This window comes from Thermosulfurimonas marina (genome assembly GCF_012317585.1).
GTDB classification, from domain to species: Bacteria; Desulfobacterota; Thermodesulfobacteria; order Thermodesulfobacteriales; family Thermodesulfobacteriaceae; genus Thermosulfurimonas_A; species Thermosulfurimonas_A marina.
Genome location: NZ_CP042909.1, coordinates 113,032 through 135,202 on the forward strand (window position 1 = coordinate 113,032; position 22,171 = coordinate 135,202).

Annotated in this window: 26 protein-coding genes; 11 read left to right on the forward strand and 15 right to left on the reverse strand. The window is 58.2% G+C overall.

Features of this window, described 5'->3' with window-relative positions; translation table 11 throughout:
• The first annotated feature begins 85 nt into the window (after nucleotides 1-85).
• The 10 genes from FVE67_RS00565 to trpS all read left to right on the forward strand — a co-directional run bounded on the left by FVE67_RS00565 (nucleotide 86) and on the right by trpS (nucleotide 9,221).
• A complete protein-coding gene (locus tag FVE67_RS00565) occupies nucleotides 86-1,771 on the forward strand; it encodes a thioredoxin domain-containing protein (RefSeq protein ID WP_168718736.1) in 1,686 nt (561 codons plus the stop codon).
• A gap of 162 nt (nucleotides 1,772-1,933) precedes the next feature.
• Nucleotides 1,934-2,509: an HD domain-containing protein gene (locus FVE67_RS00570; RefSeq protein ID WP_168718737.1), complete on the forward strand. Its 576-nt coding sequence runs from the start codon at nucleotides 1,934-1,936 to the stop codon at nucleotides 2,507-2,509.
• Nucleotides 2,496-3,431 carry a (Fe-S)-binding protein gene (locus FVE67_RS00575; RefSeq protein ID WP_168718738.1) on the forward strand — a complete coding sequence of 312 codons (936 nt, stop codon included), beginning with the start codon at nucleotides 2,496-2,498 and terminating at the stop codon, nucleotides 3,429-3,431. The genes FVE67_RS00570 and FVE67_RS00575 overlap by 14 nt, the downstream gene beginning before the upstream one ends.
• Entirely contained in the window at nucleotides 3,424-4,353 is a 930-nt protein-coding gene (locus FVE67_RS00580; RefSeq protein WP_168718739.1) for a radical SAM protein, read from the forward strand. The genes FVE67_RS00575 and FVE67_RS00580 overlap by 8 nt, the downstream gene beginning before the upstream one ends.
• On the forward strand, nucleotides 4,350-4,994 hold the full coding sequence (locus tag FVE67_RS00585) for a metallophosphoesterase family protein (RefSeq protein WP_168718740.1): 645 nt from the start codon (nucleotides 4,350-4,352) through the stop codon (nucleotides 4,992-4,994). The genes FVE67_RS00580 and FVE67_RS00585 overlap by 4 nt, the downstream gene beginning before the upstream one ends.
• Nucleotides 4,991-5,515 (forward strand): hypothetical protein, encoded by a 525-nt coding sequence (locus FVE67_RS00590; protein ID WP_168718741.1) that lies wholly within the window; start codon nucleotides 4,991-4,993, stop codon nucleotides 5,513-5,515. The genes FVE67_RS00585 and FVE67_RS00590 overlap by 4 nt, the downstream gene beginning before the upstream one ends.
• Nucleotides 5,512-6,396 carry a site-specific tyrosine recombinase XerD gene (gene xerD, locus FVE67_RS00595; RefSeq protein WP_168718742.1) on the forward strand — a complete coding sequence of 295 codons (885 nt, stop codon included), beginning with the start codon at nucleotides 5,512-5,514 and terminating at the stop codon, nucleotides 6,394-6,396. The genes FVE67_RS00590 and xerD overlap by 4 nt, the downstream gene beginning before the upstream one ends.
• The gene (locus tag FVE67_RS00600; RefSeq protein WP_168718743.1) at nucleotides 6,371-7,612 is read left to right on the forward strand and encodes a CCA tRNA nucleotidyltransferase; all 1,242 of its coding nucleotides are present in this window, start codon (nucleotides 6,371-6,373) and stop codon (nucleotides 7,610-7,612) included. The genes xerD and FVE67_RS00600 overlap by 26 nt, the downstream gene beginning before the upstream one ends.
• On the forward strand, nucleotides 7,609-8,214 hold the full coding sequence (locus FVE67_RS00605) for a site-2 protease family protein (RefSeq protein ID WP_168718744.1): 606 nt from the start codon (nucleotides 7,609-7,611) through the stop codon (nucleotides 8,212-8,214). The genes FVE67_RS00600 and FVE67_RS00605 overlap by 4 nt, the downstream gene beginning before the upstream one ends.
• Nucleotides 8,215-8,219: 5 nt before the next feature.
• On the forward strand, nucleotides 8,220-9,221 hold the full coding sequence (trpS, locus tag FVE67_RS00610) for a tryptophan--tRNA ligase (protein ID WP_168718745.1): 1,002 nt from the start codon (nucleotides 8,220-8,222) through the stop codon (nucleotides 9,219-9,221).
• On the opposite strand, the gene sfsA is transcribed toward trpS, so the two are convergent.
• From sfsA to FVE67_RS00685, 15 genes are all read right to left on the reverse strand, one after another.
• On the reverse strand, nucleotides 9,218-9,907 hold the full coding sequence (gene sfsA / locus FVE67_RS00615; RefSeq protein ID WP_168718746.1) for a DNA/RNA nuclease SfsA: 690 nt from the start codon (nucleotides 9,905-9,907) through the stop codon (nucleotides 9,218-9,220). The two genes, trpS and sfsA, sit on opposite strands and share 4 nt — an antisense overlap.
• Nucleotides 9,908-9,909: 2 nt before the next feature.
• The gene (gene dprA, locus FVE67_RS00620) at nucleotides 9,910-10,914 is read right to left on the reverse strand and encodes a DNA-processing protein DprA (protein ID WP_168718747.1); all 1,005 of its coding nucleotides are present in this window, start codon (nucleotides 10,912-10,914) and stop codon (nucleotides 9,910-9,912) included.
• Entirely contained in the window at nucleotides 10,901-11,527 is a 627-nt protein-coding gene (locus FVE67_RS00625) for a hypothetical protein (protein ID WP_168718748.1), read from the reverse strand. Before FVE67_RS00625 ends, dprA begins: the two co-directional genes overlap by 14 nt.
• A 33-nt stretch (nucleotides 11,528-11,560) precedes the next feature.
• Complete coding sequence (locus FVE67_RS00630; RefSeq protein ID WP_168718749.1) at nucleotides 11,561-12,034, reverse strand: chemotaxis protein CheX; 474 nt, start codon at nucleotides 12,032-12,034, stop codon at nucleotides 11,561-11,563.
• The gene (locus tag FVE67_RS00635; protein WP_168718750.1) at nucleotides 12,018-12,401 is read right to left on the reverse strand and encodes a YkgJ family cysteine cluster protein; all 384 of its coding nucleotides are present in this window, start codon (nucleotides 12,399-12,401) and stop codon (nucleotides 12,018-12,020) included. Before FVE67_RS00635 ends, FVE67_RS00630 begins: the two co-directional genes overlap by 17 nt.
• Nucleotides 12,385-13,059 carry a 7-cyano-7-deazaguanine synthase QueC gene (gene queC, locus FVE67_RS00640; RefSeq protein ID WP_168718751.1) on the reverse strand — a complete coding sequence of 225 codons (675 nt, stop codon included), beginning with the start codon at nucleotides 13,057-13,059 and terminating at the stop codon, nucleotides 12,385-12,387. Before queC ends, FVE67_RS00635 begins: the two co-directional genes overlap by 17 nt.
• Nucleotides 13,056-13,265 carry a type II toxin-antitoxin system HicA family toxin gene (locus FVE67_RS00645; RefSeq protein WP_168718752.1) on the reverse strand — a complete coding sequence of 70 codons (210 nt, stop codon included), beginning with the start codon at nucleotides 13,263-13,265 and terminating at the stop codon, nucleotides 13,056-13,058. The genes queC and FVE67_RS00645 overlap by 4 nt, the downstream gene beginning before the upstream one ends.
• On the reverse strand, nucleotides 13,258-13,488 hold the full coding sequence (locus FVE67_RS00650; RefSeq protein ID WP_168718753.1) for a type II toxin-antitoxin system HicB family antitoxin: 231 nt from the start codon (nucleotides 13,486-13,488) through the stop codon (nucleotides 13,258-13,260). Before FVE67_RS00650 ends, FVE67_RS00645 begins: the two co-directional genes overlap by 8 nt.
• Nucleotides 13,488-14,741 carry an adenosylhomocysteinase gene (gene ahcY / locus FVE67_RS00655; protein WP_168718754.1) on the reverse strand — a complete coding sequence of 418 codons (1,254 nt, stop codon included), beginning with the start codon at nucleotides 14,739-14,741 and terminating at the stop codon, nucleotides 13,488-13,490. The genes FVE67_RS00650 and ahcY overlap by 1 nt, the downstream gene beginning before the upstream one ends.
• A gap of 13 nt (nucleotides 14,742-14,754) precedes the next feature.
• Nucleotides 14,755-15,915, reverse strand: coding sequence for a methionine adenosyltransferase (metK, locus tag FVE67_RS00660; protein ID WP_168718755.1), 1,161 nt, complete (start codon nucleotides 15,913-15,915; stop codon nucleotides 14,755-14,757).
• Between the two features lie 92 nt (nucleotides 15,916-16,007).
• Nucleotides 16,008-16,160, reverse strand: a complete 153-nt coding sequence (locus tag FVE67_RS00665) for a hypothetical protein (protein ID WP_168718756.1) — start codon at nucleotides 16,158-16,160, stop codon at nucleotides 16,008-16,010.
• Entirely contained in the window at nucleotides 16,157-17,644 is a 1,488-nt protein-coding gene (gene ppcA, locus FVE67_RS00670) for a phosphoenolpyruvate carboxylase (protein ID WP_168718757.1), read from the reverse strand. Before ppcA ends, FVE67_RS00665 begins: the two co-directional genes overlap by 4 nt.
• 26 nt (nucleotides 17,645-17,670) lie before the next feature.
• Nucleotides 17,671-18,453 carry an HDOD domain-containing protein gene (locus tag FVE67_RS00675; protein WP_168718758.1) on the reverse strand — a complete coding sequence of 261 codons (783 nt, stop codon included), beginning with the start codon at nucleotides 18,451-18,453 and terminating at the stop codon, nucleotides 17,671-17,673.
• Between the two features lie 18 nt (nucleotides 18,454-18,471).
• The gene (locus FVE67_RS00680; RefSeq protein ID WP_168718759.1) at nucleotides 18,472-20,697 is read right to left on the reverse strand and encodes a heavy metal translocating P-type ATPase; all 2,226 of its coding nucleotides are present in this window, start codon (nucleotides 20,695-20,697) and stop codon (nucleotides 18,472-18,474) included.
• The gene (locus FVE67_RS00685; RefSeq protein ID WP_168718760.1) at nucleotides 20,697-20,906 is read right to left on the reverse strand and encodes a heavy-metal-associated domain-containing protein; all 210 of its coding nucleotides are present in this window, start codon (nucleotides 20,904-20,906) and stop codon (nucleotides 20,697-20,699) included. Before FVE67_RS00685 ends, FVE67_RS00680 begins: the two co-directional genes overlap by 1 nt.
• A gap of 146 nt (nucleotides 20,907-21,052) precedes the next feature.
• On the opposite strand from FVE67_RS00685, the gene FVE67_RS00690 reads away from it, so the two are divergent.
• On the forward strand, nucleotides 21,053-22,141 hold the full coding sequence (locus tag FVE67_RS00690) for a mechanosensitive ion channel family protein (protein WP_168718761.1): 1,089 nt from the start codon (nucleotides 21,053-21,055) through the stop codon (nucleotides 22,139-22,141).
• Nucleotides 22,142-22,171: the final 30 nt, after the last annotated feature.

The following is a 22,171-nucleotide window of genomic DNA, read 5'->3' on the forward strand; positions in this document are numbered from 1 at the left end:
CAACCAGAATGTCTTCGCCTTAGATGTTTTTCCTCATACCATAAAGGATTGGCTCCTGGCAAGAAAGGAATTAAGATAGTTTTTAATGGAAAAAGGTTATCGTCTGCGAAAAGCCCTTTCTCCTTATCTCCGGGACCATGCCTCCCAGCCGGTAGAATGGTATCCCTGGGGCCAGGAGGCCTTTTTGCGGGCCCAAAAGGAAGGAAAGCCCCTTTTTATCTCCATCGGCTACGCCACCTGCCACTGGTGTCACGAGATGTCCCGGGAAAATTTTGTTTCCGAGGAGGTGGGGGAGGCCTTAAACCGCTACTTTGTCCCGGTCAAGGTAGACCGGGAGCTTGATCCTGCGGTAGACGAGGTTTATCTTACGGCCTGCACCCTGGTTCACGGCTCCGGGGGCTGGCCCCTCAATCTTTTCGCCACCCCGGAAGGACTCCCCTTTTATTTTCTCACCTATGCCCCGCGGCCGATCTTTCTGGATCTGGTGGAAAAGATAGCTCGCCTCTGGCGGGAGTGCCCTCAGAGGCTTGAGGAGGCGGCTCGGGAGGTGGCCGCCCTTACCCGGAGGGCCTTGCGGAATCTTCCGGGGGAGGTGGAACCTGAAGGCCTTACCGCCAGAGCCCTTCACGAACTCAAGGAAAGTTTCGATCCCCAATACGGAGGCTTCGGGAAAGGGGCCAAGTTCCCCAGTGCCCCGGTGCTTTATTTTCTTCTGGATCTGGCTCGGGAGAGTTCCCCGGAGGCCCGGGCCATGCTGACCAAAACCCTTGAGGCCATGTCCCTTTACGGGCTTTACGACCATGTGGGAGGGGGCTTTTTCCGCTACACCACAGATCGGGCCTGGCAGAACCCGCATTACGAGAAGATGCTCTACGATCAGGTGCAGCTGGCCGAAATTTACGCCGAGGCCTCCCGGCTCTTCGAAAATCCTTTCTTCGAGACCGTAGCCCGGGAGACCCTGGACTACCTCTTTGGAGAACTTTCCTCCCCGGAGGGTCTTTTTTACACGGCTCAGGACGCCGAAAGCCCGGAAGGAGAAGGGGCTTACTATCTTTTTCGCGCCCCGGAGATCCTTTCCGCCCTTCCTGAAAAAGGTCCTCTCCTGGTGGAAACCTTTGGCCTCCGCTCCGAGCCCTCCCTTCCCCAGTTAAGGGAATTCCCTCAAAAAGACCTCGAGCCCATCAAAAAGGCCCTTCGAGAATACAGGCAAAGGCGTCCCCGACCCCGGGTGGATACCAAGATCCTCTGTGGAGAAAACGCCTTGGCCGTCGCCGCTCTGGCCCGCATAGGCCAAGAGCTTGAGGCCCCGGAAATCCTTTCTCGGGCCCGAGATCTTTACCGGAGACTTCGGGAAGTCTTTTGGGGCCCGGAGAGCCTCTCGCGGGTCCTCTTTGAGGGGCGCCGGGGCCATCCCGGACACCTTGAAGACTACGTACGTCTGGCCCGGGCCGCCCTTGTCCTTTACGAAATCACCAGGGAAGACTCTTATCTGGGAGAGGCCCGAGCCCTGATGGAGCTTTCCCACAGGCGGTTCTGGGATCCGGAAAGCGGTGGTTTCTTTTCCTGTGAGGAAACGGATCTTCTTTTTGTTCGTCCTAAGGAAAGCCTGGATCGGGCCTGGCCTTCGGCCAACAGCCTGGCTTTGGAGGTCTTGGGAGGCCTGGGCCCGGATTTCCGAGACCTTTTCGAGTCCCAGGCCTGGGCCTTCGGAGGGGCCCTCTCCCAAGCCCCCTCCGCCCACCCCTACTTCCTCCGCCCCCTCAAAAAATAGGATCGGATCCCATTTTCTTTTTAGTCTATGCGGAATAAACCTTAGTTTAGGGCTAAATAGGCCCTTTTTGCCTCCTTGAAAGGCTCTTCAAAAATAGGATCGGATCCTAATTTTTGAAGGAGGGCTTGTCAAAGTGGGAAAGGGAGTTAAAGAGGGAAGACCATGGGTGCCTATCACCGTCTGGCTAAAGCCCTCTTTGAAGCCGCCATGCTCAAACGCCTCAAGCGTACGGGTTATGCCTATCTGGGTACAGGCTCCGAAAGCGTGGCGGAGCATAGCTTCGGGGTGGTCTTCTGCGCCTGGCTCTTGGCCAGCCTGGTCCCGGAGGCCAACTCGGATAAGGTCATCCGTATGGCCATCCTCCATGACCTAGCGGAGGCCCGTATCGGAGACCTCAATTCAGTAAACAAGCTTTACGATCAAGTGGACGAGGTCCGGGCCTTCAGAGAGGCCCTCTCCGGCCTTCCTTTTGAAAAGGAAGCCCTGGCCCTGATCGAGGAATACCTGGCCCAGGAGAGCCTTGAGGCCCGTCTGGCCCACGATGCCGATCAACTGGACCTCATGGTCATGCTCAAGGAACAGCGAGACCTGGGAAACCCCTACGCTCCGCGCTGGCTGGCCTACGCCAAAAGAAGACTCAAAACCGAAGAAGGCCGCCGGCTGGCAGAGGCCCTGCTGGAGACCGACTGGGCCTCCTGGTGGCTGGATCAGTTCGTCTCCCAGGATGAAAAAGCCTGAGCTTTCCCTCTGCAGTCGCTGCGGACGCTGTCTTTCCGTCTGCCCCACCTATCTGGAAACCCGGCTGGAAAGATTTTCTCCCCGAGGCCGGGTAGCCCTATTGGAGGCCGGGCTCCCGGACCGGAAATCCCTTAAACGCTGCCTGCGCTGCGGAAGATGTGAAAGGATCTGCCCCAACGAGGTCCCTCTGGCCCGGACCGTGGCCTTGGAGGAAAAAGGCTTTCCCCTTCTGGGAAAACTCCTGTCTTTCCTTTCCCTTCCCTCACCCTCCCGCTTTTTCCCCCGACCGGGAGACCCTGTCCTCTTTCTCTCCTGCGGGGCTGCCTTTCTCTATCCGGAGGCCTTGGCCCGCTATCAGACCTTCCTTGAAGGCCGGGGATTTTCGCCGGGAATCAGTCCGGCCCTCTGCTGCGGACTGCCCTATCTTTCCCTGGGGGGACTAGAGACCTTTTTCTTCCGGGCGCGCAAGACCTTAGAGGCCCTTAAAGATATCCCCGGGCCTCTGGTCACCCTCTGTGCCTCCTGCTTCTGGACCCTCAAGAAACTCTATCCCCTCCTTTTTGCGGATACCGAGCTGGAGGAAACCGCCGAAAAACTCTCCCAAAGAGTGACCGAAGCCTGGCAATTTGTCTCCGACAACCGGCCCCTTTTAAGGGGCCCTTCTGCCGGGGCCCTGCATCTTCCCTGTCATATGGAGGAGCCGCTGGCGGTTCCGGACCTTCCCCAAATTTCGGCCTGTTGCGGAGCCGCAAGCCCCGAAGAGCTCCTCCGCGCCGAGCTTCCCCGGCCCTTCCGGAAGGCCCTTGCGGAAATTAGACCCCTTACCCTTGCCACGGCCTGTACCGGTTGCTATCTTAAACTCAAGCGTGCCCTTAAGGCCCCTCCGGAAATCCGGCACTGGGCGGAGTTTTTAGGTGTTTGAGCCCTCTTATCTCAAACTGGTAGATTCCGGAGAAATCGAAGAGCGTATCCGGGCCCTTTACGATCGCTTGAGCCCCTGCCGGCTCTGTCCTAACGAATGCGGAGTGGACCGCCTGGGTGGGGAAAGGGGGATCTGTCGGGTGGGAGACCGTCCCATGGTCTCCAGTTTCGGTCCTCATTTTGGAGAGGAGGCCCCGCTGGTGGGCTTCGGAGGCTCAGGGACCATCTTTTTTACCTACTGTAATATGGCCTGCGTCTACTGCCAGAACTGGGAAATAAGCCACCTCGGAGAGGGGGAGGAGATCTCCGTAGAGGAACTGGCCCGGATCATGCTCCTCCTCCAGGCCCGGGGGTGTCACAATATCAATCTGGTGACCCCCACCCACCAGGTCCCTTTCATCGTGGAGGCCTTAAAGATCGCCGCGGAGCAGGGGCTGCGCCTCCCCCTGGTCTATAACTGTGGGGGTTACGAGAGTGTGGAGACCCTGCGGCTTCTTGAGGGCCTTATAGACATCTACATGCCGGATTTCAAATATGCCGACGCCAAGGTGGCTCTGAGGCTTTCCAAAGTTACCAATTACCCGGAGGTGGCCAAGGCGGCCCTCAAAGAAATGCACCGTCAGGTGGGAGACTTGGTGATCCGTGACGGGATTGCCGTGCGCGGACTCCTGGTGCGACACCTGGTCCTTCCCGGGGGCCTTTCCGGCACCCGGGGGGTCCTTTCCTTCATTGCCCGGGAGATCTCCCCTAACACCTATGTAAACATCATGGATCAATATCATCCTTGCGGAGACGCGTGGAAGTATCCTCCCCTGGACCGGAGACTTCGGCCGGAGGAGTACGAGGAGGCCCTGCGCATAGCCGAGGAAGTGGGTCTTAAAAGACTTGACGATCGGCGAGCGCGCTGGCCCTTTATACGATGAGGATTTTTGCCGTAGGCGATATTCACGGCTGTGCCGAGGCCCTGAAAAAACTGCTGGAAAAGCTTCCCCTCGATTGGGAAAGCGATCGCCTGATCTTTTTGGGAGACTACATAGACCGAGGACCAGAGCCTCGGCGGGCCCTAGAGATGGTGATGGAGCTTTGTGAAAGGTATCCCGAGCGAGTCATCGCCCTCATGGGCAACCACGAATGGATGTTCCTGCGGTATCTCCAGGGCATAGAGCCCGAGGTCTTCCTTTACAATGGTGGAGACCGCACCCTGCGCGACTTTTTCCGCAAGGGGCGGCTTGAGGTCCCGGAAAAATACCGGATTTTCATGGAAAAACGTCCCCTCTTCTATGAAACCGAGGACTATTTTTTTGTCCATGCCGGGGTGCGTCCGGAGCGACCGCTCTCCGCTCAGGAGGAAGAAGACCTCCTCTGGATCCGGGAGGGCTTCTATTATTATCCCGGGACCTTTCCCAAAAAGATCGTTTTTGGGCACACTCCTTTCCCGGAACCCCTGATCCTCTCCGACCGCCTGGGGATAGATACCGGCTGTGTCTATGGGGGAAAACTTACGGCCATAGAACTTCCAGCCGAAAAAATCTATCAGGTGGACTGCCTTAGGAGGTGGCCATGAGTGTAGCCTTTGACGATTATGACGACGAGCTTTACGATCGCCGGCGGCCTTCCTGGCGCGAGCTGGATCGCCGGCGGGACCGAAGCGGCTACGCCCGAGTAAGGGAAAAGCAGGAAAAAGAAAGTCCGGGAAAGACCATCGAGCGCTCCAGCTGGCTTAAGGGAAAGTATCTCAAGGAAGTGGAGAAGCTCTTTTCCGGGAAAAAGGGCTCCCCGGAGCACGAAAAGGCCTTGAAAAAGCTCAAAAATGCTTACGGTACCAAACGCTTTACCCGGGTGGCCCGGGAGTATGTGGAAAATTACGGTCTCCCGGAAGACTGGAACACCCTACTCCTTCTCCTGGAGGCCGAAGATGAGGAGCTGGTGTGTCAGGCCTTGGAGGACCTGAAGGCTCAGGCTGGAGAAAAGTCACCCCTGGAGAGGCAGGGTTTTATAGCCAAGGTGCGCAGCCTTACCCTGATCTCCGAAAGCCCGCGCATTAAGACCTGTGCCGAAAAAATCCTCTCGGAGATGGGGACGTGAAGACCCTGCTTGAAGGCTTCCTTTCCCATCTGGCCCTGGAAAAGGGCCTTTCCGAAAACACGCTGGCCGCCTATGCTCGGGATCTGCAAGACTTCGAGACCTTCCTTCACCAGAAAGGACTTGACCCCCGGGAGATTGGTCCGGAGGTGGTGCGTCTTTTTTTGGAAGAGCTTTATCACCGGGGGCTTTCTCCCCGGAGTGTAGCTCGCAAGCTTTCGGCCTTGAGGACCTTTTATCGCTTCCTGGAACTCGAAGGGCTGGTCAAGAAAAACCCTCTTTTCCTGGTAGAGGGGCCTAAGACCGGAAGGGATCTTCCCAAGGTCCTTACCGCCGAGGAGGTAGAGCGCCTGCTCGCCGCCCCGGACCCTTCCACCCCTCAGGGGCTCCGGGATCGGGCCATGCTGGAGACCCTTTACGCCACGGGACTGAGGGTCTCGGAACTGGTGGGCCTCACCCTGGCCCAGCTCAACCTGGAGGTGGGTTTCGTGCGGGTTACGGGCAAAGGGGCCCGGGAAAGGGTGGTTCCTCTGGGAGAGGTGGCCCGGGACTGGCTCGAAAGATATCTCCGGGAGGCGCGGCCCCGACTCCTTTCCGGCCGGGAGAGCCCTTACGTCTTCCTCAATCGGCAGGGACGCCCCCTCACCCGACAGCGCTTCTGGCAAATCATCCGGGAATACGCCCGCCAGGCCGGCCTTAAGACCCCTATCTCTCCCCATGTGCTCCGTCACTCCTTTGCCACCCATCTTCTGGAAGGGGGGGCCGATCTCCGGGCCGTGCAACTCATGCTGGGACACGCCAGCCTGGCCACCACCCAGATCTACACCCACTTGGACCTCCAGAACCTCCGGCGCATCCATGAAAGACATCACCCCCGCGGTTAAACCCTTTCCCTTCAAAAAGCTGCTCCTAGCTACGGATAAGGCGGAAGTTCTGCTCCTAGCCGGAGAGATCGGAAGGGCCCTAGGGCTTTCCGTGTATCTCGTAGGAGGACCGGTAAGGGACTTCTTCCTCGGACGTCCCCTCAAGGACCTGGACCTGGTGGTGGAGGGAGACCCGGGACCGTTGGCCCGTCGCCTAAGCCGGAGCCTCCGGGGAAAACTTACCGGCCCCACGCCCTTCAACACTTATAAGATCCGCTATGCTGGCGGAGAGGTGGACGTGGCCCTGGCTCGCCGGGAGGTTTATCCGGCCCCGGCGGCCCTTCCCCAGGTGAGCCCGGCAGGAATTCTCGAAGACCTTTCCCGGCGCGATTTTACGGCCAACGCTCTGGCCGTAGGGCTCTCTGGCCCTTGGCAAGGAAAATTGCTCGACCCCTTTGAAGGCCTGGCCGATCTCCGGGCGGGGTTCCTGCGGGTGCTTCATCGGAATTCCTTCGTGGACGACCCTACGCGGATCTTTCGCGGAGCCCGTTACGCGGTACGTTTCGGATGGCGCTTCCACCGCCAGACCTCGGAAGCCCTGGGCCAGGCCTATCTTCGGGAAAGCCCCCTTCTTCTCACTCCGGCCCGCATCCGGGCCGAACTGGCGCGACTCCTTTCCGAGCCCTCTCCGGGGCAAGTCCTGGGGTGTCTCGAAGAAGCCGGTCTCTGGCTCAGCCTGGAACTTCCACCCCCTCCGGCGGCCTTCCCCCGGGATCTTCTGGGAGAACTCTCTCCGGAAAGGGCCCTCAAGGCCCTCATCCTGACCCTCACCCACGGAAACCCCGAGAAGGCCTCTCGCCTGGGACTTTCTCCGGAAGAGGCCCACCGTTATGCCGAGGAATTTACTCGGGCCAGAAGCACCCTTTCCCAAATGCCCCCCGGGCTTTCTCCCTCGGAGATCTTTCTCCGTCTACGGGCCTTCTCGGCCGAGGTCCTGGTTGCGGCGGCCTGGGAGACCGGAAAGACGGCCTTGGCCCTCGAACACCTTCGGCAGCGCAAGATACGCCCCTTCCTTTCCGGAAAAGACCTTCTGCAGGAGTGGGGCCTTTCTCCGGGCCCCTTGGTGGGGCGCCTGTTGGAGGCCCTGCTTTTAGCCCGCCTTGACGGAAGGGTCAAAACCCGGGATGATGAGCTGAATCTGGTCCACCAGCTCCTTAAAGAGGCTCAAGAGAGATGAGGTTTCCGGATCTTTTAGGGCTTTTGATTATCGCTCCTCCCCTTCTTGCGGCCATCGTCTTTCACGAAGTGGCCCACGGATGGGTGGCCTGGCGCCTGGGGGATCCCACGGCCAAGGCCGCCGGACGCCTAACCTTGAACCCCTTGAAACACCTGGATCCCCTAGGGACCCTGGTTCTCATTTTTACCCAGGCCATCGGCTGGGCCCGACCTGTCCCGGTGAATCCTTATTATTTTCGCCATCCCCGGCGGGACATGATGTGGGTAGGGCTGGCCGGTCCCCTGGCCAACTTTCTCCTGGCCCTGGCCCTGGCCCTCCTCTATCGGGCCCTGGCTCCGCTTCTTCCCCGAAGCCTGGAGATCATGCTGGTCCTGGGAGTGAGGATCAACCTGGGGCTCGGTCTTTTTAATCTCCTTCCCGTGCCCCCGCTCGACGGAAGCCGGGTGCTCGCCGGGATCCTTCCCCCTTCCCTAGCCTACCCTTACTTGCGCTACGAATTTGTGGGACTTTTCCTCCTGGTCCTTCTCATCTTTACAGGCGTAGTGGGGAAAATTATACTCCCCCTGATCTTCGGACTCTCACACGTTCTTCTGGGAGGTTAGCAGTCATGCGCGAAAGGGTCTTAAGTGGGATGCGACCCACCGGTCCTCTCCATCTGGGACATCTCCACGGAGTCTTGCGCAACTGGCTTGAACTTCAGGAAAAATACGAATGTTTTTACTTCGTAGCCGACTGGCACGCCCTGACCACAGAGTACGAGAATCCGCGACGTATCCCGGATTTCACCCGGGAACTTCTCCTGGAGTGGCTTTCCGTAGGCCTCGATCCTCAAAAGAGTGTCCTTTTTGTCCAATCAGCCATCAAGGAACACGCTGAGCTCTACCTCCTTTTCGGGATGATCGTTCCGGTCTCCTGGCTGGAGCGCAATCCCACCTACAAAGACATGCTTCAGAATCTCGAGCACAAGGACCTTTCCACTTACGGTTTTCTGGGGTATCCGGTCCTTCAGGCTGCAGACATTCTCATCTACCGGGCCCGCAAGGTCCCCGTGGGAGTGGATCAATTGCCCCATCTGGAACTCACCCGGGAGATTGCCCGGCGTTTCAATTATTTCTACGGGGAGGACTTTTTCGCTTTGCCGGAGCCCCTTCTTTCCCAAGAAGCGGCCAAGGTTCCGGGAATCGATGGGCGCAAGATGAGCAAAAGCTACGGCAACGCCATCTTTTTAAATGATTCCGAAGAGGAGGTCCGCCGCAAAGTCCTTTCTATGGTTACGGATACGGCCCGGCCCCGTAAAAGCGATCCCGGAGATCCGGAAAACCGCTGTGTGGCCTTTCAGCTCATCCGGCTTTACACCCCGCCGGAACGCCTGGCCGAGATCATAGCCGACTGTAAAAGGGCCCTCCTAGGCTGTAAGGACTGTAAGCAGGAACTGGCCGAGCGGGTGCTAGAGGCCTTACGTCCTATTCGGGAAAGACGGGCTAGGCTAGAGTCCCGAAAGGGCCTGCTCGAGGAGATCATGACCGAAGGGAACCGCCGGGCCCGGGAAGTGGCTTCGCAAACCCTAGCCGAGGTGCGGGAGACCCTCTGGGGAAGACCCTATTTTTAGGCCCTTACCGGGATCTCCCGAGCCAAAAAGATTCCTCGGCCGTCATAGGTGAGGACGAAGGCCCGGGCTTCAAGCCCTTCCGAAAGGGCCTCCCGGAGGGCTTGGGCAAAGGCTGGCTGAATCTCTTCGGCCGGACGGACCTCTTCGGCCTCCTTCCGAAAGACCAGAAAAAGGAGCCCGGCGCGTTGGCCCTCTCGCAGGAAACTTCTCAAGGTTTGAAGGTGTCGCAGACCGCGCTCGGTAGGGGCGTCGGGAAAAAGGGCCGTTCTCCCTCGAGCCCAGGTCACCCCTTTGACTTCAAGCCACAGAGGGCCACCGAAAGTCTCCAACTTAAAATCCAGTCTCCCCTGCCCTGCCCGGGGCTCGGCCTCGAAATCCGAAAATTCTCCAAAAGGTCTTTTCAAGAAAAGAAGGTTGGCTGCCACCCGGCGATGATAGCCGGAATGGCAGAAACACCAATAACCGCAAATCCGCACCGCAAGCACATCCCAGCGGGTGCGCCTTCCCGGCCGAGCGGCATAGCGCAGGGCTAGAGGCCTTCCAGGCTGGACTAGATCGGGAAGCCTTCCCGGATCATGCAGGTGGGCCTCTTCCTCCCGCCCCTTAAGGAGGACCCGCACCAGAAACCGATTGGGGCGGGAAAGAAACTCTCCCTCTTCATCGTAGGGAATATCCAGAAGATGCAAGCTCAATACCTCTGATAGAATTTTCCCGGAAGGCTCTGAATCAAACCCTCCATTTCCAATTCCAGCAGGGCCTCCGAGAGTTCAGAAACCGAAAGGCCGGTTTCGGCAAGGATCTCGTCGAAGTGTCTGGGATAAGCCCCCAGGACCGCCAAAACCCGCTGGGCCAAGGAAGAAACCTCTACGGATAAAGGCTCGTCCGGGCCTTGGGGAGTAGGGGCCGCCGGACGAGAGAGCCCCAGGATCTCTAGGACCTCTTCCGGAGAAGTCACCGGATGGGCCCCCAGCTTTAGAAGTTGATGCACGCCGACACTCTGGGGAGAGAAGATGCTTCCGGGCACGGCCATAACCTCCCGACCCTGATCCAGGGCCAAGCGGGCAGTAATGAGGGCTCCGCTCCTTTCTGCGGCCTCCACCACCAGAACCCCCAGGGAGAGTCCGGAGATAAGGCGATTGCGCCGAGGGAAGCGCCATCTTTCTGGCCGAGCCCCCGGAGGATATTCCGAGATCAGGGCCCCTCCGGCCGCTAAAATCTCCTCGGCTAAGCGGCGGTTGTCTCGAGGATAAACAAGGTCGGGACCGGTGCCCAAGACGGCCACCGTATATCCTCCCGCAGAAAGGGCCCCGCGGTGGGCCTCGGTGTCCACCCCCAGGGCCAGTCCGGAAACGATCCCCACTCCGGAGTCCGCCAGCCGGGCACTCCATTCAAAGGCCACCCGACGGCCGTAGGCCGTAGCCTTCCGGGCCCCCACCACGGCCACCAAGGGGACCTCCGTCCGCAACCGTCCTTTCACCAGAAGAAAGGCCGGAGGATCCGGGATCTCTCGCAGAAGGGAAGGATAGGTCTGATCCTCAAAAAAGAGGGGCTCGGCCCCCAGACGCTCTAGGATCTTCAATATCTCCCGACCCCGAGGGGCCAGAGCCCGAGGAGCGGGAACCCCAAAGCCCGGGGCCAGACCTTTTTCCGCAGCCAGCCCCAGAAGGGCCAGTCGCTCTTCAGGAAACTCCATGAAGGAAGACCACCCGGATCTCCCCCGGTCCTCCAGAGACTTCGGCCTCCGGAGAAAGGATCTCCCGGGCTGCCGCCAGGGGAGTCTTTCGCGGGGCCAGATCCTCCGGGCACCAATGCATTTCAAGTTCGGCCCGGCCTTCTTGAGACTTTAAGGTCACCGCCAGTTCCCCCTCCACTTGACCGAGTTCCTCCACCATGGCCCAGAAAAGGGCACAGAGTCCCGCCCGCAACCTCTGCCGGGGAAGAGAAATATGCGCCTCTTCCAGGTGGATCTCCTTTTTTACCCGGTGTTTGAAGGCCAGATCCGCCTCCCAAAAAAGGATCTCCCTTTCCAGAAACTCATGGAGGGGCCAGGGGCCCTCTTCCTCGGAGGAAAGGTCCTCTTCGGCGGCTACCAGGAGATTAATCAGACGGTAGTGTTGGCGCTTAAGGCGCTCGAGATCTTCGGCAAGCACCTGGCGAGCTTTTTCCGGGAGGGAAAGATTCTGCAAGCGACCTGCCAGAAGTTCTACCTGCATGAGGGCGGCCTGCAAAGGCCCGCGCAGATTGTGCAAATAACCCTTGAAAAGTAACCCCAAAGCCGCCGGACGCAAAAGCTCTTTCACTTCCATTTCCGTTTGTTGTATGCGGGATGAAGGGAAAAGTCAAGAGTTGGTGGATTTGTCGAGGCAAAATTCTACGATAATGGGATGCCCTTCTAGCTGAAATTCCACCGCTAAGACCGAGGATCGGCAGAGGGGATGAATGGTGTGGTCTTTTCCGGTAACGATGGAGGGAGTGGAGGCCGAAAGGGAGATCCCTTCCTTTTCAAAGCGTCGGCGAAAGGCCCCACAGATCATGTTGGCCATCTCTCCAGCGGCGTCTTCCACCTCTGGGGTAATCTCGCTGGGGGCCGTCCCGAAAAGGCTGGCCAGGATCTCAAAGAGGGCCTCCCGAGAAAAGGAAACCACGAAGGCCCCGGAGGCCTTCTCCGCGGTAAGTCCCGAGATGGCCGAGATCTCTCCGAAGGCCACCCGATGATCCTTAAGGAAATTGCGCGTAAGCCGGGGAATCTTTCCGGTATAGGTCCCGATGACCTCCTCCACCGCCTCTTTGATAAAATTAACTAGTTTGCTCACTTTTCAGGGCCTTACAAAGATCTTCCCAGCGCACGTCTTCCCGAAAGCCCGGACAACTGGCCCGGATTATCTCAAAGTTTTCGGGATCCTTCAAGATACTGGGATGGAGCGGCCATTGCCGACAGCGATCCGGCTTGACCGGATGGATCCGGCAGAGCCCCTCTTGAGGGTCGTAAAAGATGCAATGGCCCTCTACCGTACGCATCTCCACCCTTTTTCCCTTTTTCACCAGATATCTCTGGAAAAGTTCCTCTAGGGAGAGACCGAGGAAGGCCGCTATCCGTTCCCTTTCTTGGGGAGAGAGGGAGACCGTGCTCTCTCCCTGGCAACAGTATCCGCAACGGCGGCATTCAAAGAGTGCTTTCATAAGGGAGGGGATCCTTCAGTCCCGCCTCGGCAAAGGCCTTAAGGCGCAAGCGACAGGATTCGCAGCGTCCGCAGGCCACCACCTCTGCCTGGTAGCAAGACCAGGTCAGGTGAAAGGGAGCTCCGAGCCGGGCCCCCAGGCGCACAATCTCCGCCTTGGTGAGGTCAATAAGCGGGGTCTCGATGCGGATGTGGGTCTCCGGCCGGGTGCCCTCTTCAATGGCCCGCTCAAAGGCTTCGAAAAAACGGCGCCGGCAGTCCGGATAACCGGAAAAGTCCACCTGATTGGCCCCGATGAAAATGGCCTCCGCCCCCAAGACCTCGGCCCAGGAGGCGGCAATAGCCAGAAAGTGGCCGTTCCGAAAGGGCACATAAGTGACCGGAATGCGGGAGGGGTCTGGCTCCTCTTCAGGCACAGGGATCCGGGAATCCGTAAGGGCCGAGCCTCCAATGGCTTTGAGGGCCGGAACTTCCGTGATCAGCCGATGGCGGGGCCGAAAAAACTCACAGAGATCCCGAAAGGCCTTCTCCTCTCGGACCTCGGTGCGCTGGCCGTATTTGAGGTGCAGGAAGGCCAGCTCGTACCTCTGGGCCGCCACCGCCGCGGTTACACAGGAATCCAACCCCCCGGAAAGAAGCACCACCGCCAACGGCTTCAACTTGAAGACCCTTCTTCACTAACTATTTCCAGTAATTGTTTTACAATTTTAGGATGCAAATTTTTACCGCTATGAAAGGGCAAAACAAACCGTTTTTCTTTCTTTTTGTAAATTTTATGACTCCCTTTAAATCTAATCAATTCAAATCCTGCCTGTAATAGCAACTTTTCCGCTTCAACAGCAGTTAATCTTGGTAGTTTAGGCAAGGTTTATTTCTAAAGATGTAGCCAAAATCTCTTTATTTAACAAAAGTTTCCTTTCTTCTTCATCTAACGTTTCCAAATAAAGTTCTATAGCTTCTTTGATGTTTTTTAAAACTTCTTCTAAAGTATCTCCCTGACTATGGCAACCTTTCAATTCTGGACAATAGGCGTAATAACCAAATTCATCTTTTTCGATCACCACCGTGACTTTCACTTTTCCTTCCATTACGTTCCCATCTCCCAGGAAGAAAGATATTTTTCCTGTTCCGGGGTGAGGCGATCGATGCGGATACCCATGGCGTTGAGTTTCATTTCCGCCACCCGCCGATCAATCTCCTCCGGCACAGGATAGACCTTCTTTTCCAGCTCAGAGGCATGTTTTACTAGCCAGGCACAACAGAGAGCCTGGTTAGCAAAGCTCATATCCATGACCGCCGAAGGGTGTCCCTCCGCTGCCGCCAGATTCACCAGTCTTCCTTCGGCGAGCACATAAATCCGGCGACCATTTTTCAGAGTATATTCCTCTACATGATCCCGGATGCGCCGCACCCGCTCCGAAATTTCCCGCAGGCCTTCCAGATCCAGCTCCACATTGAAGTGTCCGGAGTTGGCCACTATGGCCCCGTCTTTCATGCGCAGGAAATGTTCCTTCCGGATCACCGCAAGGTCTCCCGTGACGGTACAAAAGAAGTCTCCCCTTTCGGCGGCCTCTTCCATGGGCATGACCTCAAAGCCGTCCATCACCGCCTCCAGGGCCTTTAGGGGATCCACCTCGGTCACGATTACCCGGGCCCCCATGCCCCGGGCCCTCAGGGCCAGTCCCCGGCCACACCACCCATAGCCCGCCACGACGAAGATGGAGCCCGCCAACAACCGGTTGGTGGCCCGAAGAATTCCATCAATGGTGGATTGTCCGGTGCCGTAACGGTTGTCAAAAAGGTGCTTGGTAAGGGCGTCGTTTACCGCGATTACCGGGTAGCGCAGGGCCCCATCCCGGGCCATGGCCCGCAGACGAATAACCCCCGTGGTGGTCTCTTCGGTGCCGGCGAGCACCTCGGCGGCCTGCTCCGGCCGCTCCGCATGTAAGGTAGAAATGAGGTCCGCTCCATCGTCCATGGTAAGGTGGGGTCGGGTGTCCAGCACAGCCTTGATATGAGCATAGTAGGTCTCCCGGTCTTCGCCCCGGATAGCAAAGACCGGTATCCCTTCCGCTACCAAAGCCGCCGCTACATCGTCCTGAGTGGAAAGGGGATTAGAGGCACAAAGGGCCACTGAGGCCCCTCCGGCCTTAAGGGTCAGGGCCAGGTTAGCGGTTTCCGTGGTCACGTGCAGGCAGGCCCCGATACGGATCCCCGAAAGGGGCCTTTCCCGGGCAAATTCCTCCCGAATGCGGGCCAGCACCGGCATGTCCATGGCCGCCCATTCGATGCGTAGCCTCCCCTTCTCTGCAAGTCCCGGATCCTTGATGTGAAACTCCATCTCGGCCTCCTCTTTAGTCCAGACCGGCCAACTCTTTGATCTTTTCTACCAGATCCAGCCGCTCCCAGGTGAAGTCCGGATCCTGACGGCCGAAGTGTCCGTAGCAGGCGGTCTTGCGAAAGATAGGCCGCCGGAGATCGAGATATTCGATCATGTGTCGCGGACGGAAATCAAAGAGCTCCTTGATGATCTCCACGATCCGCTCCACCGGAATATTGTTGGTCCCGTAAGTTTGGACATTGATAGCGATGGGTTCCGGCACTCCGATGGAGTAAGCCACCTGGACCTCGAGTTCCCGGGCCACCCCGGCGGCCACCATGTTCTTGGCCACATAACGGGCATAATAGGAAGGCGTGCGGTCCACCTTGGTGGGGTCCTTTCCGGAAAAGGCCCCGCCTCCATGGTGCCCCCGGCCACCATAGGTGTCCACAATGATCTTCCGCCCGGTCATCCCGCAGTCGGCCAGCGGCCCCCCGATCACGAATCTTCCCGTGGTATTGATGAGAAACTTGGTCTCCGGGCGCAGGTGCTCCGGAGAAATGACCTTCTTGATAACCTCCTCCACAATGGCCTCTTGGAGCTCCTTGTACTCCACCCAGGGCTCGTGCTGGGCCGCCACTACTACCGTATGCACATATACCGGACGCTTGTCTTCGTAAGCTACCGTCACTTGGGTTTTTCCGTCCGGCCGTAGAAAAGGCAAGATGCCCTTTTTCCGCACCTCCGCCAAACGCATGGCCAGTCGGTGGGCGTACCAGATGGGCATGGGCATGAAATCCGGGGTTTCGTCACAGGCGTAGCCAAACATCAGACCCTGGTCGCCAGCCCCAATCTCCTCGCCCCGGTCCACCCCCATGGCAATATCCGGGCTCTGACGATCGATACTGGTGAGCACCGCGCAGGTCTGCCAGTCAAATCCCAGGTCCGAATGATTATAACCGATCTCTTTCACCACCCCCCGGGCGATTGTGGCATAGTCCACCCGGGCCTCGGTGGTGATCTCTCCGGCAATAAGGATCATGCCTGTGTTGACCAGGGTCTCGCAAGCCACCCGGGCGTAAGGATCTTTTTCAATAATGGCGTCCAGAATGGCGTCCGAGATCTGATCGGCCACCTTGTCGGGATGCCCTTCGGTCACCGACTCCGAAGTAAAAAGAAAATTGGAGAGCCCCATTTCTAACCTCCTTCCGAATTCAGGGCTAAAGAAAGCCAAGTTTCTAGAAATTGTCAAGGTTGGGCGCACTCCCGGCACGCCAAAACCCTTCTTCAACCCTTCCGCCCAAGATAGGCCTCGGAGCGTTCATAAATAGGCCTTCCACAGATCTCACAGGAAGGAAGCCTCTGCCCCCGAAAACCCCGCAGAAGATAATCCCAGAGGTACTCCGCCCAGGTCTTGGGGTCTTTTCCCGGGAATCTCATCCTAAAAATCTCCGCCGGTAGGCGGCCTCTACAATGAGATCCGAGAGGTTCCCGGGGTCCTTCTGCCTAAGCCGGCTGAGAATCCGGGAGGTAACCTCTTGGTGGACCGGATCCGGCTGTACCTCTAGGGGGAGGGTATTCACCACCTCCAGGGCCTGAATCACCGCCTGGCGGACCTCCTGCGGCAAAAGCTCCAATACCCGGAAGTTGAAGTATTGCAGGGCCCGCGAAAGATCGGCCTCCAGCCCCCGGTAAAGATGACGGAGATCGGAAAGCTCTGCAGGCTCAAGCGCATTGAGTCCCAGGATCTCCGGAGGAAGCCCTAGGGAATAGCAGGCCCCGCAAAAACCGATAGCCCGCGGAAGGGTCACCCGGCCCAGACTCCGCGAGTACCCAAAAAGCCCTACGTGGAGTTTCCGCATCCGGCGCCGAGGGATGTCCCGGGCCACGCGATTCACCAGAGGGGCCAGGCCCTCAATAAGGCGCTGATACTCCTCGGAGGTCTTTTCGATAGTCATCGTAGCCAAATTTTCATCGAATTCTTCAAGGGGATAGCGTACAAAGTTGTGAATCTTCTTTATGGCGGAAATGACCTCCTCGATAGGATGATCGTATTTGAAGGCCGACTGCACCGTGAAGGTCTCTACGCAGGGGTATTCCCGCAGGACCTGTTCCACGGTGGCCGGGGAGAGATTGCCCCGGAAGGGGGGCGAGCCGGCCCCCAGGATAGGATAAATCTCGATCCCCAAACGCGAGGCCAGATCCTGAAGCCGTCTCAGAGCTAATTTATTGGCCAGCACCGCCGCCACGGAGCCATAGTTCAGAGCCGGGTCCGAGCGGGCCAGAAAGACCCGTAAATAAGGAAAGTCTTTATCCTGCAGATACTCTTCCAGGATCTCTTGCGCCCGGAGCATGCTCGGGATGTCCTCAAAGAGGGGAATCACCTGTATACTTTCCGGACGGAACTCCCCCACCCACTCCGCAAGGGTGATGTCCCCCTCATAAATAGGTTGATACTGTTTTTCGGAGATGAAATGACGGTAAAAGTAATAGACCCGGTTTAATTCCCGGGCGCAGGTGGTCATGGGGAGGATGACCTCAAAGATAGGGGGCTTGCAACCCTCTCCGTAAAAGAGACAGGCCGCATCCATGGAACGGGGAATGCTCTCCAGGGCCTCCACCAGGATCTTGGCCTCCTCCCTTTCTACAGAAGGGTTGGGCACCCGCAGGGTCAGGAAACAGTCCTCCCCCAGACGGCGTTCCTTAAAGAAATGGGAATACCGGGTAAGAAGTTTCTTGACCACGAAGTCATCCACCTCTTTGCCCTCGCTATCCCACATCTGTTCGTCGCAACCCAGATGGGAAAAGGCGTAGTAGGCCTCCTGAATTTCGTCTTCCCCGGACATATCCGGGGTTTCTGCAAAAAAGGGCAGGGAGACATTGTCAGGGTGCTGGGTAGACATCACCCGAGGTATCTTGCGCATACCCTCCTCCTAAACGACGACAAATTTTAGCGACGACGGGGTTGAGCGAGCTTTTCCAGGACCTTCTCGAAATGCTCCTGGGTTACCTTGAGGGCCCCCCATAGGGTGTCTGTAGAAAGGCCCATATAGGCCGCCCCTCGGACCAATTCCTCTTCCGGAAATTCCCTCCGATTCACCATCTCGTTAGCAAAATAGATACAGTACACCAGGGCCGTGTCGGTTTTAGACTCCCTGGGGACATGGTGATAGACAATGGCCTGAAAGAGTTCCTCCGGAAAATCAAAACATTTGGCCACTAAAAGGCCCACCTCGGTATGGTCTTCGGGAAGATCCACTTCTTGACAGAGAAATTGGGGAATCTTGCCCACGTCATGTAGGACTCCGGCCGTGGCCAAAACCGTAGGCTCAAGGGCTAGGAGTTGGGCCGAGGGCTGAGGCGTGCTCTTGAGGATGTTTTTGTAAAGTTCCTTGGCCAAGTAGGCCACCCATTGCGAATGGGCCCAAAGGGGATTTAGCCGGGGGTGACTTTTAAAAAAGGAAACGGTAAGCACCAAGAGGCGCAGATTCACCAGCCCCAGAAGGACCACGGCATGCGCCACGGAGGAGATCTTCCGGGGAAATCCGTAATAAGGGGAATTCACCACCCGGAGGATCTCAGCGGTAAGGGCCGGGTCTTTTTCTATGATCCGGGCCAGATGATCGAGATTGGTCCTCTCCGAGCGGATGGCCTCTTCTAGCTCGGCCACCACCTCGTAGCTTGCACTGAGTTTACGAAAGCACTCCTCATAACGAGTACAATCAAGCTCCATAGGTCTATCATACACCCTTTAGGAAAATTTTTTCAATCTCAGGGCGTTGGTGACCACGGAGACCGAAGAGAAGGCCATGGCTGCAGCAGCAATGGCCGGGTTGAGTCGCAGCCCGAAAAAGGGATAAAAGACCCCGGCGGCCACGGGTATGGCCAACACATTGTAGGCAAAGGCCCAGAAGAGGTTTTGCTTGATGACCCTCAGGGTCGCCCGACAGAGTCTTACCGTGAGGGGGACCAAGCGCAGATCCGGCCGCATGAGGGCCGCATCTGCGGACTCCAGGGCGATGTCTGTGCCGCTCGAAAGGGCCACCCCCAGATCGGCCCGGGCCAGCGCCGGGGCGTCGTTCACTCCATCGCCCACCATGAGGACCCTCTCCCCCCGGGCCTGGAGCTCGGCAATCTTCCCGGCCTTTTCTTCCGGAAGAACCTGGGCCAGGAAATCATCCAGGGCCAGCTCCTGGGCCATGGTCTGGGCGGTGGCCTGGTTGTCCCCGGTGAGCATGAGGACCCGAAGTCCCAGGTTCCGCAACTCCTGCACCACCTCCCTGGCCTCCGGCCGAAGGGTATCGGCCAGGGAAAGGCCCCCAATCACCTGTTGATCCCTAGCCACTAGGATCACCGTGCGCCCGGCCCGGGCTTCCTCCGCCAAGCGGGCCTCCACCTCTGAAGGGACCTCGGCTTCCAGCCTTATCCATTCCGGACGTCCCACGCGGATCCGCGCTCCCTCCACCAATCCTGTAAGCCCCCGGCCGGGTTCGGCCTGCACCTCCCGGGCCTCGGGAAGGGTTTTCCCTTCAACCGCAGAGACCACCGCCTGGGAAAGGGGGTGTTCGGAGTGCCGCTCGAGGGCCGCGGCCAAGACCAGGACGGCCTCCGGACTCTCCCCCGAAGCCGCAAAGGGGGTCTGTACCCGGGGTTTCCCCACGGTGAGGGTTCCGGTTTTATCGAAGACACAGGTGGTAACCCGGGCCCCTTCCTCAAGGGCCAGAGCGTTTTTGATAAGGACTCCCAGCTCCGCGGCCCGCCCGGTGGCCACCATCACCGCTGCCGGAGTGGCCAGCCCCATGGCACAGGGACAGGCGATCACCAGGACGGAAACAAAACTTACCAGGGCGTTGACTAGGCGGGGTTCCGGCCCCAAGAAGTACCAGACCCCCAAGGTGATTCCCGCAAGCACCAGCACTACGGGTACGAAGATCCCGGCCACCCGATCGGCCAGGCGCTGAATGCGGGCCTTGGAACCCTGGGCCTCTTCCACCAACCGGGCAATGGTGGCCAATACCGTATCCCGACCCACCTTTTCCACCCGGAAACGAAAAACTCCGTACTGATTGAGGGTTCCGCCGATCACCCACGCTCCGGGCCCCTTTTCCACCGGCAGACTCTCGCCCGTAAGCATGGATTCGTCCACGGTAGTGTGACCTTCAAGGATTATCCCGTCGGCGGGAATCCTCTCTCCGGGTCGCACCACCACCACGTCCCCGGGCACGAGTTCCTCGGCCGGAATCTCCTGCTCCTTCCCTTCCCGCACCACCCGCGCCGTAGGGGGAGCGAGGGAAAGGAGTCGTTTTACGGCTTCGCTGGCCCGGCCCCGGGCCCGCACTTCCAGATAGCGGCCCAGGAGCACAAAAGCCACAATCATGGCCGCCGAGTCGAAGTAAACGTGAAGGGGGAGCCCCGCAGCCCGGAAGGCCCCGGGAAAGAAGGTCACCGCCGCGGAGTAGAGGTAGGCCGCAAGCGTCCCTAAGGCTACCAGGGTATTCATGTCCGCAGCTCGATGGGCCAGAGCTTTGGCCGCCCCGCGCAAAAACTCCCAGCCGGCAAAAAATTCCACCGGGGTAGCCAGAAAGAAAAGGACAAGGTGTCGCCCTTCGAGGGGAAAGTTCCGTACCCAAGGAAAAAGTCGTTCCATGGAAAGGATAAAAATGGGTGGGGCAAGGACCCAGGCCACCAGAAGGCGTCGGCGCAATTCCGAAAGCCTTTGGTCTTCTTTCGCGGCCCTTCCCTCCTCTACGGCCCCTAAGAATTGGTATCCCTCTTCTTCTATGGCTCTCTGGAAATCCTCCGGCCCGGTGCGTGTGGGATCATAGACCACCCGTACCGTCCCTGCGGCAAAGTTCACCGCGGCCTCGGAGACTCCGGGAAGACGGGAAAGGGCCTTTTCGATGCGGGCCGCACAGGCCGCACAACTCATGCCCCCTACCCGAAAAAGCCCTTCGGTACGAGAGGGACCTCCGGCCATCAGGCCCCCTCCACCCGGTAGCCCGCCTCTTCGATAGCCCGCGCAATCTCCGAAAGAGAAAGATCTTCCGGTTTCTCGAAGGTGGCCGTACCACTGGTCAGATCTACCCGCACATTCTTTACCCCGGGAAGCCCTTCCAGGGCCTTGGTTACCCTCCGCACACAGTGCTCACAACTCATCCCGCTAATCTTCACTTTGGTTTCCGCCATCTCTTCCTCCCATAAATTTGGATTTATTTTACTAAGATAATCCCTCTTCCCCTTACCGTAAAGAGCGTTTCCGAAGATGGGGCCCTTTACGGTGTGCCCGCTGTCCCGAAACATGGTACCTGTAAAAAGAAAAACAGGAGGCCGGGATGAAAGCCCTTTCCTGGAATCTGCAGGAGGCGCTCTGGGCCGCGGGAATTCTATTGCTCTCTTCGGGGACGGCCTTTTTCGTCTATCTCCTCCTTTTCAAAGTCCTGAGATCCTGGGCTTCAAAGACCAGCAGTAAGCTTGACGACTCCCTGGTAAAACACAGCCGCGCCCCTCTGAAGCTCTTTTTCCCCCTCCTTGGCCTGTGGCTTTCTCTTCCCGCCCTTCAGCTTCCGGGAGAACTGCTCTCCCTTTTGAAACACCTGATCGAACTCCTGATCATCTTCTCTCTGGCCTGGCTGGGGATAAGGGGCACCTATGTGGCGGAAGATCTGGTGATGAGTCACTACGATCTGACGGCCAAAGACAACCTCCAGGCCCGAAAGATTTATACCCAGGTGAACGTTTTAAAGAAGATCACCATCAGTCTCATATTCGTTCTGTCTCTGGCTTGCATCCTTATGAGTTTCGAGGAGTTGAGAAAGTTGGGCCTCAGCCTGCTGGCCTCCGCAGGGCTAGCCGGTCTGGTTCTCGGTTTAGCTGCTCAGCGCACCATTGCCACCCTCATTGCCGGAATCCAGATAGCCATCACCCAACCCATAAGGATCGATGACGTGGTGGTCGTGGAGGGCGAATGGGGTCGGATAGAGGAGATCACCCTCACCTATGTAGTGGTGCGCATCTGGGACCTGCGGCGGCTCATCCTCCCCATAAGCTATTTCCTTGAGAAACCCTTTCAGAACTGGACCCGGACGGAGGCCGCCATTTTGGGGACCGTTTATCTCTACACCGATTACACTATCCCCGTCCAGGCGGTCCGGGAGGAACTGGGGAGAATTCTCAAGGAGTCTCCCCTCTGGGATGGGAAGGTCTGGGCCCTTCAGGTAACGGAGGCCACCCCTCAGACCGTAGAACTCAGGGCCCTTATGAGCGCTCCGGATTCTTCGACGGCCTGGAATTTGAGGTGCGAGGTCAGAGAGAAGCTCATAGACTTCATCCAGCGAAACTATCCGCAGAGTCTACCCAGGGTAAGGGCCGAGCTGGAGAAGATCCCTCTAAATCCGGGCACGCTTGCCGGGAAAAAGGCTTAGGGCTCTCATCGGGTATCCTAACACCTCACG

Coding starts and splice junctions, on each gene's coding strand:
- FVE67_RS00675 (WP_168718758.1), bottom strand. CDS start 18,453: ATGGAGCTTGATTGTACTCGTTATGAGGAGTGCTTTCGTAAACTCAGT.
- FVE67_RS00635 (WP_168718750.1), bottom strand. CDS start 12,401: ATGAAAGCACTCTTTGAATGCCGCCGTTGCGGATACTGTTGCCAGGGA.
- trpS (WP_168718745.1), top strand. CDS start 8,220: ATGCGCGAAAGGGTCTTAAGTGGGATGCGACCCACCGGTCCTCTCCAT.
- FVE67_RS00600 (WP_168718743.1), top strand. CDS start 6,371: ATGAAAGACATCACCCCCGCGGTTAAACCCTTTCCCTTCAAAAAGCTG.
- metK (WP_168718755.1), bottom strand. CDS start 15,915: ATGGGGCTCTCCAATTTTCTTTTTACTTCGGAGTCGGTGACCGAAGGG.
- ahcY (WP_168718754.1), bottom strand. CDS start 14,741: ATGGAGTTTCACATCAAGGATCCGGGACTTGCAGAGAAGGGGAGGCTA.
- FVE67_RS00570 (WP_168718737.1), top strand. CDS start 1,934: ATGGGTGCCTATCACCGTCTGGCTAAAGCCCTCTTTGAAGCCGCCATG.
- FVE67_RS00590 (WP_168718741.1), top strand. CDS start 4,991: ATGAGTGTAGCCTTTGACGATTATGACGACGAGCTTTACGATCGCCGG.
- FVE67_RS00650 (WP_168718753.1), bottom strand. CDS start 13,488: ATGGAAGGAAAAGTGAAAGTCACGGTGGTGATCGAAAAAGATGAATTT.
- FVE67_RS00605 (WP_168718744.1), top strand. CDS start 7,609: ATGAGGTTTCCGGATCTTTTAGGGCTTTTGATTATCGCTCCTCCCCTT.
- FVE67_RS00575 (WP_168718738.1), top strand. CDS start 2,496: ATGAAAAAGCCTGAGCTTTCCCTCTGCAGTCGCTGCGGACGCTGTCTT.
- FVE67_RS00565 (WP_168718736.1), top strand. CDS start 86: ATGGAAAAAGGTTATCGTCTGCGAAAAGCCCTTTCTCCTTATCTCCGG.
- dprA (WP_168718747.1), bottom strand. CDS start 10,914: ATGGAGTTTCCTGAAGAGCGACTGGCCCTTCTGGGGCTGGCTGCGGAA.
- FVE67_RS00665 (WP_168718756.1), bottom strand. CDS start 16,160: ATGAGATTCCCGGGAAAAGACCCCAAGACCTGGGCGGAGTACCTCTGG.
- ppcA (WP_168718757.1), bottom strand. CDS start 17,644: ATGCGCAAGATACCTCGGGTGATGTCTACCCAGCACCCTGACAATGTC.
- FVE67_RS00690 (WP_168718761.1), top strand. CDS start 21,053: ATGAAAGCCCTTTCCTGGAATCTGCAGGAGGCGCTCTGGGCCGCGGGA.
- FVE67_RS00625 (WP_168718748.1), bottom strand. CDS start 11,527: ATGGAAGTGAAAGAGCTTTTGCGTCCGGCGGCTTTGGGGTTACTTTTC.
- FVE67_RS00685 (WP_168718760.1), bottom strand. CDS start 20,906: ATGGCGGAAACCAAAGTGAAGATTAGCGGGATGAGTTGTGAGCACTGT.
- FVE67_RS00585 (WP_168718740.1), top strand. CDS start 4,350: ATGAGGATTTTTGCCGTAGGCGATATTCACGGCTGTGCCGAGGCCCTG.
- FVE67_RS00680 (WP_168718759.1), bottom strand. CDS start 20,697: ATGGCCGGAGGTCCCTCTCGTACCGAAGGGCTTTTTCGGGTAGGGGGC.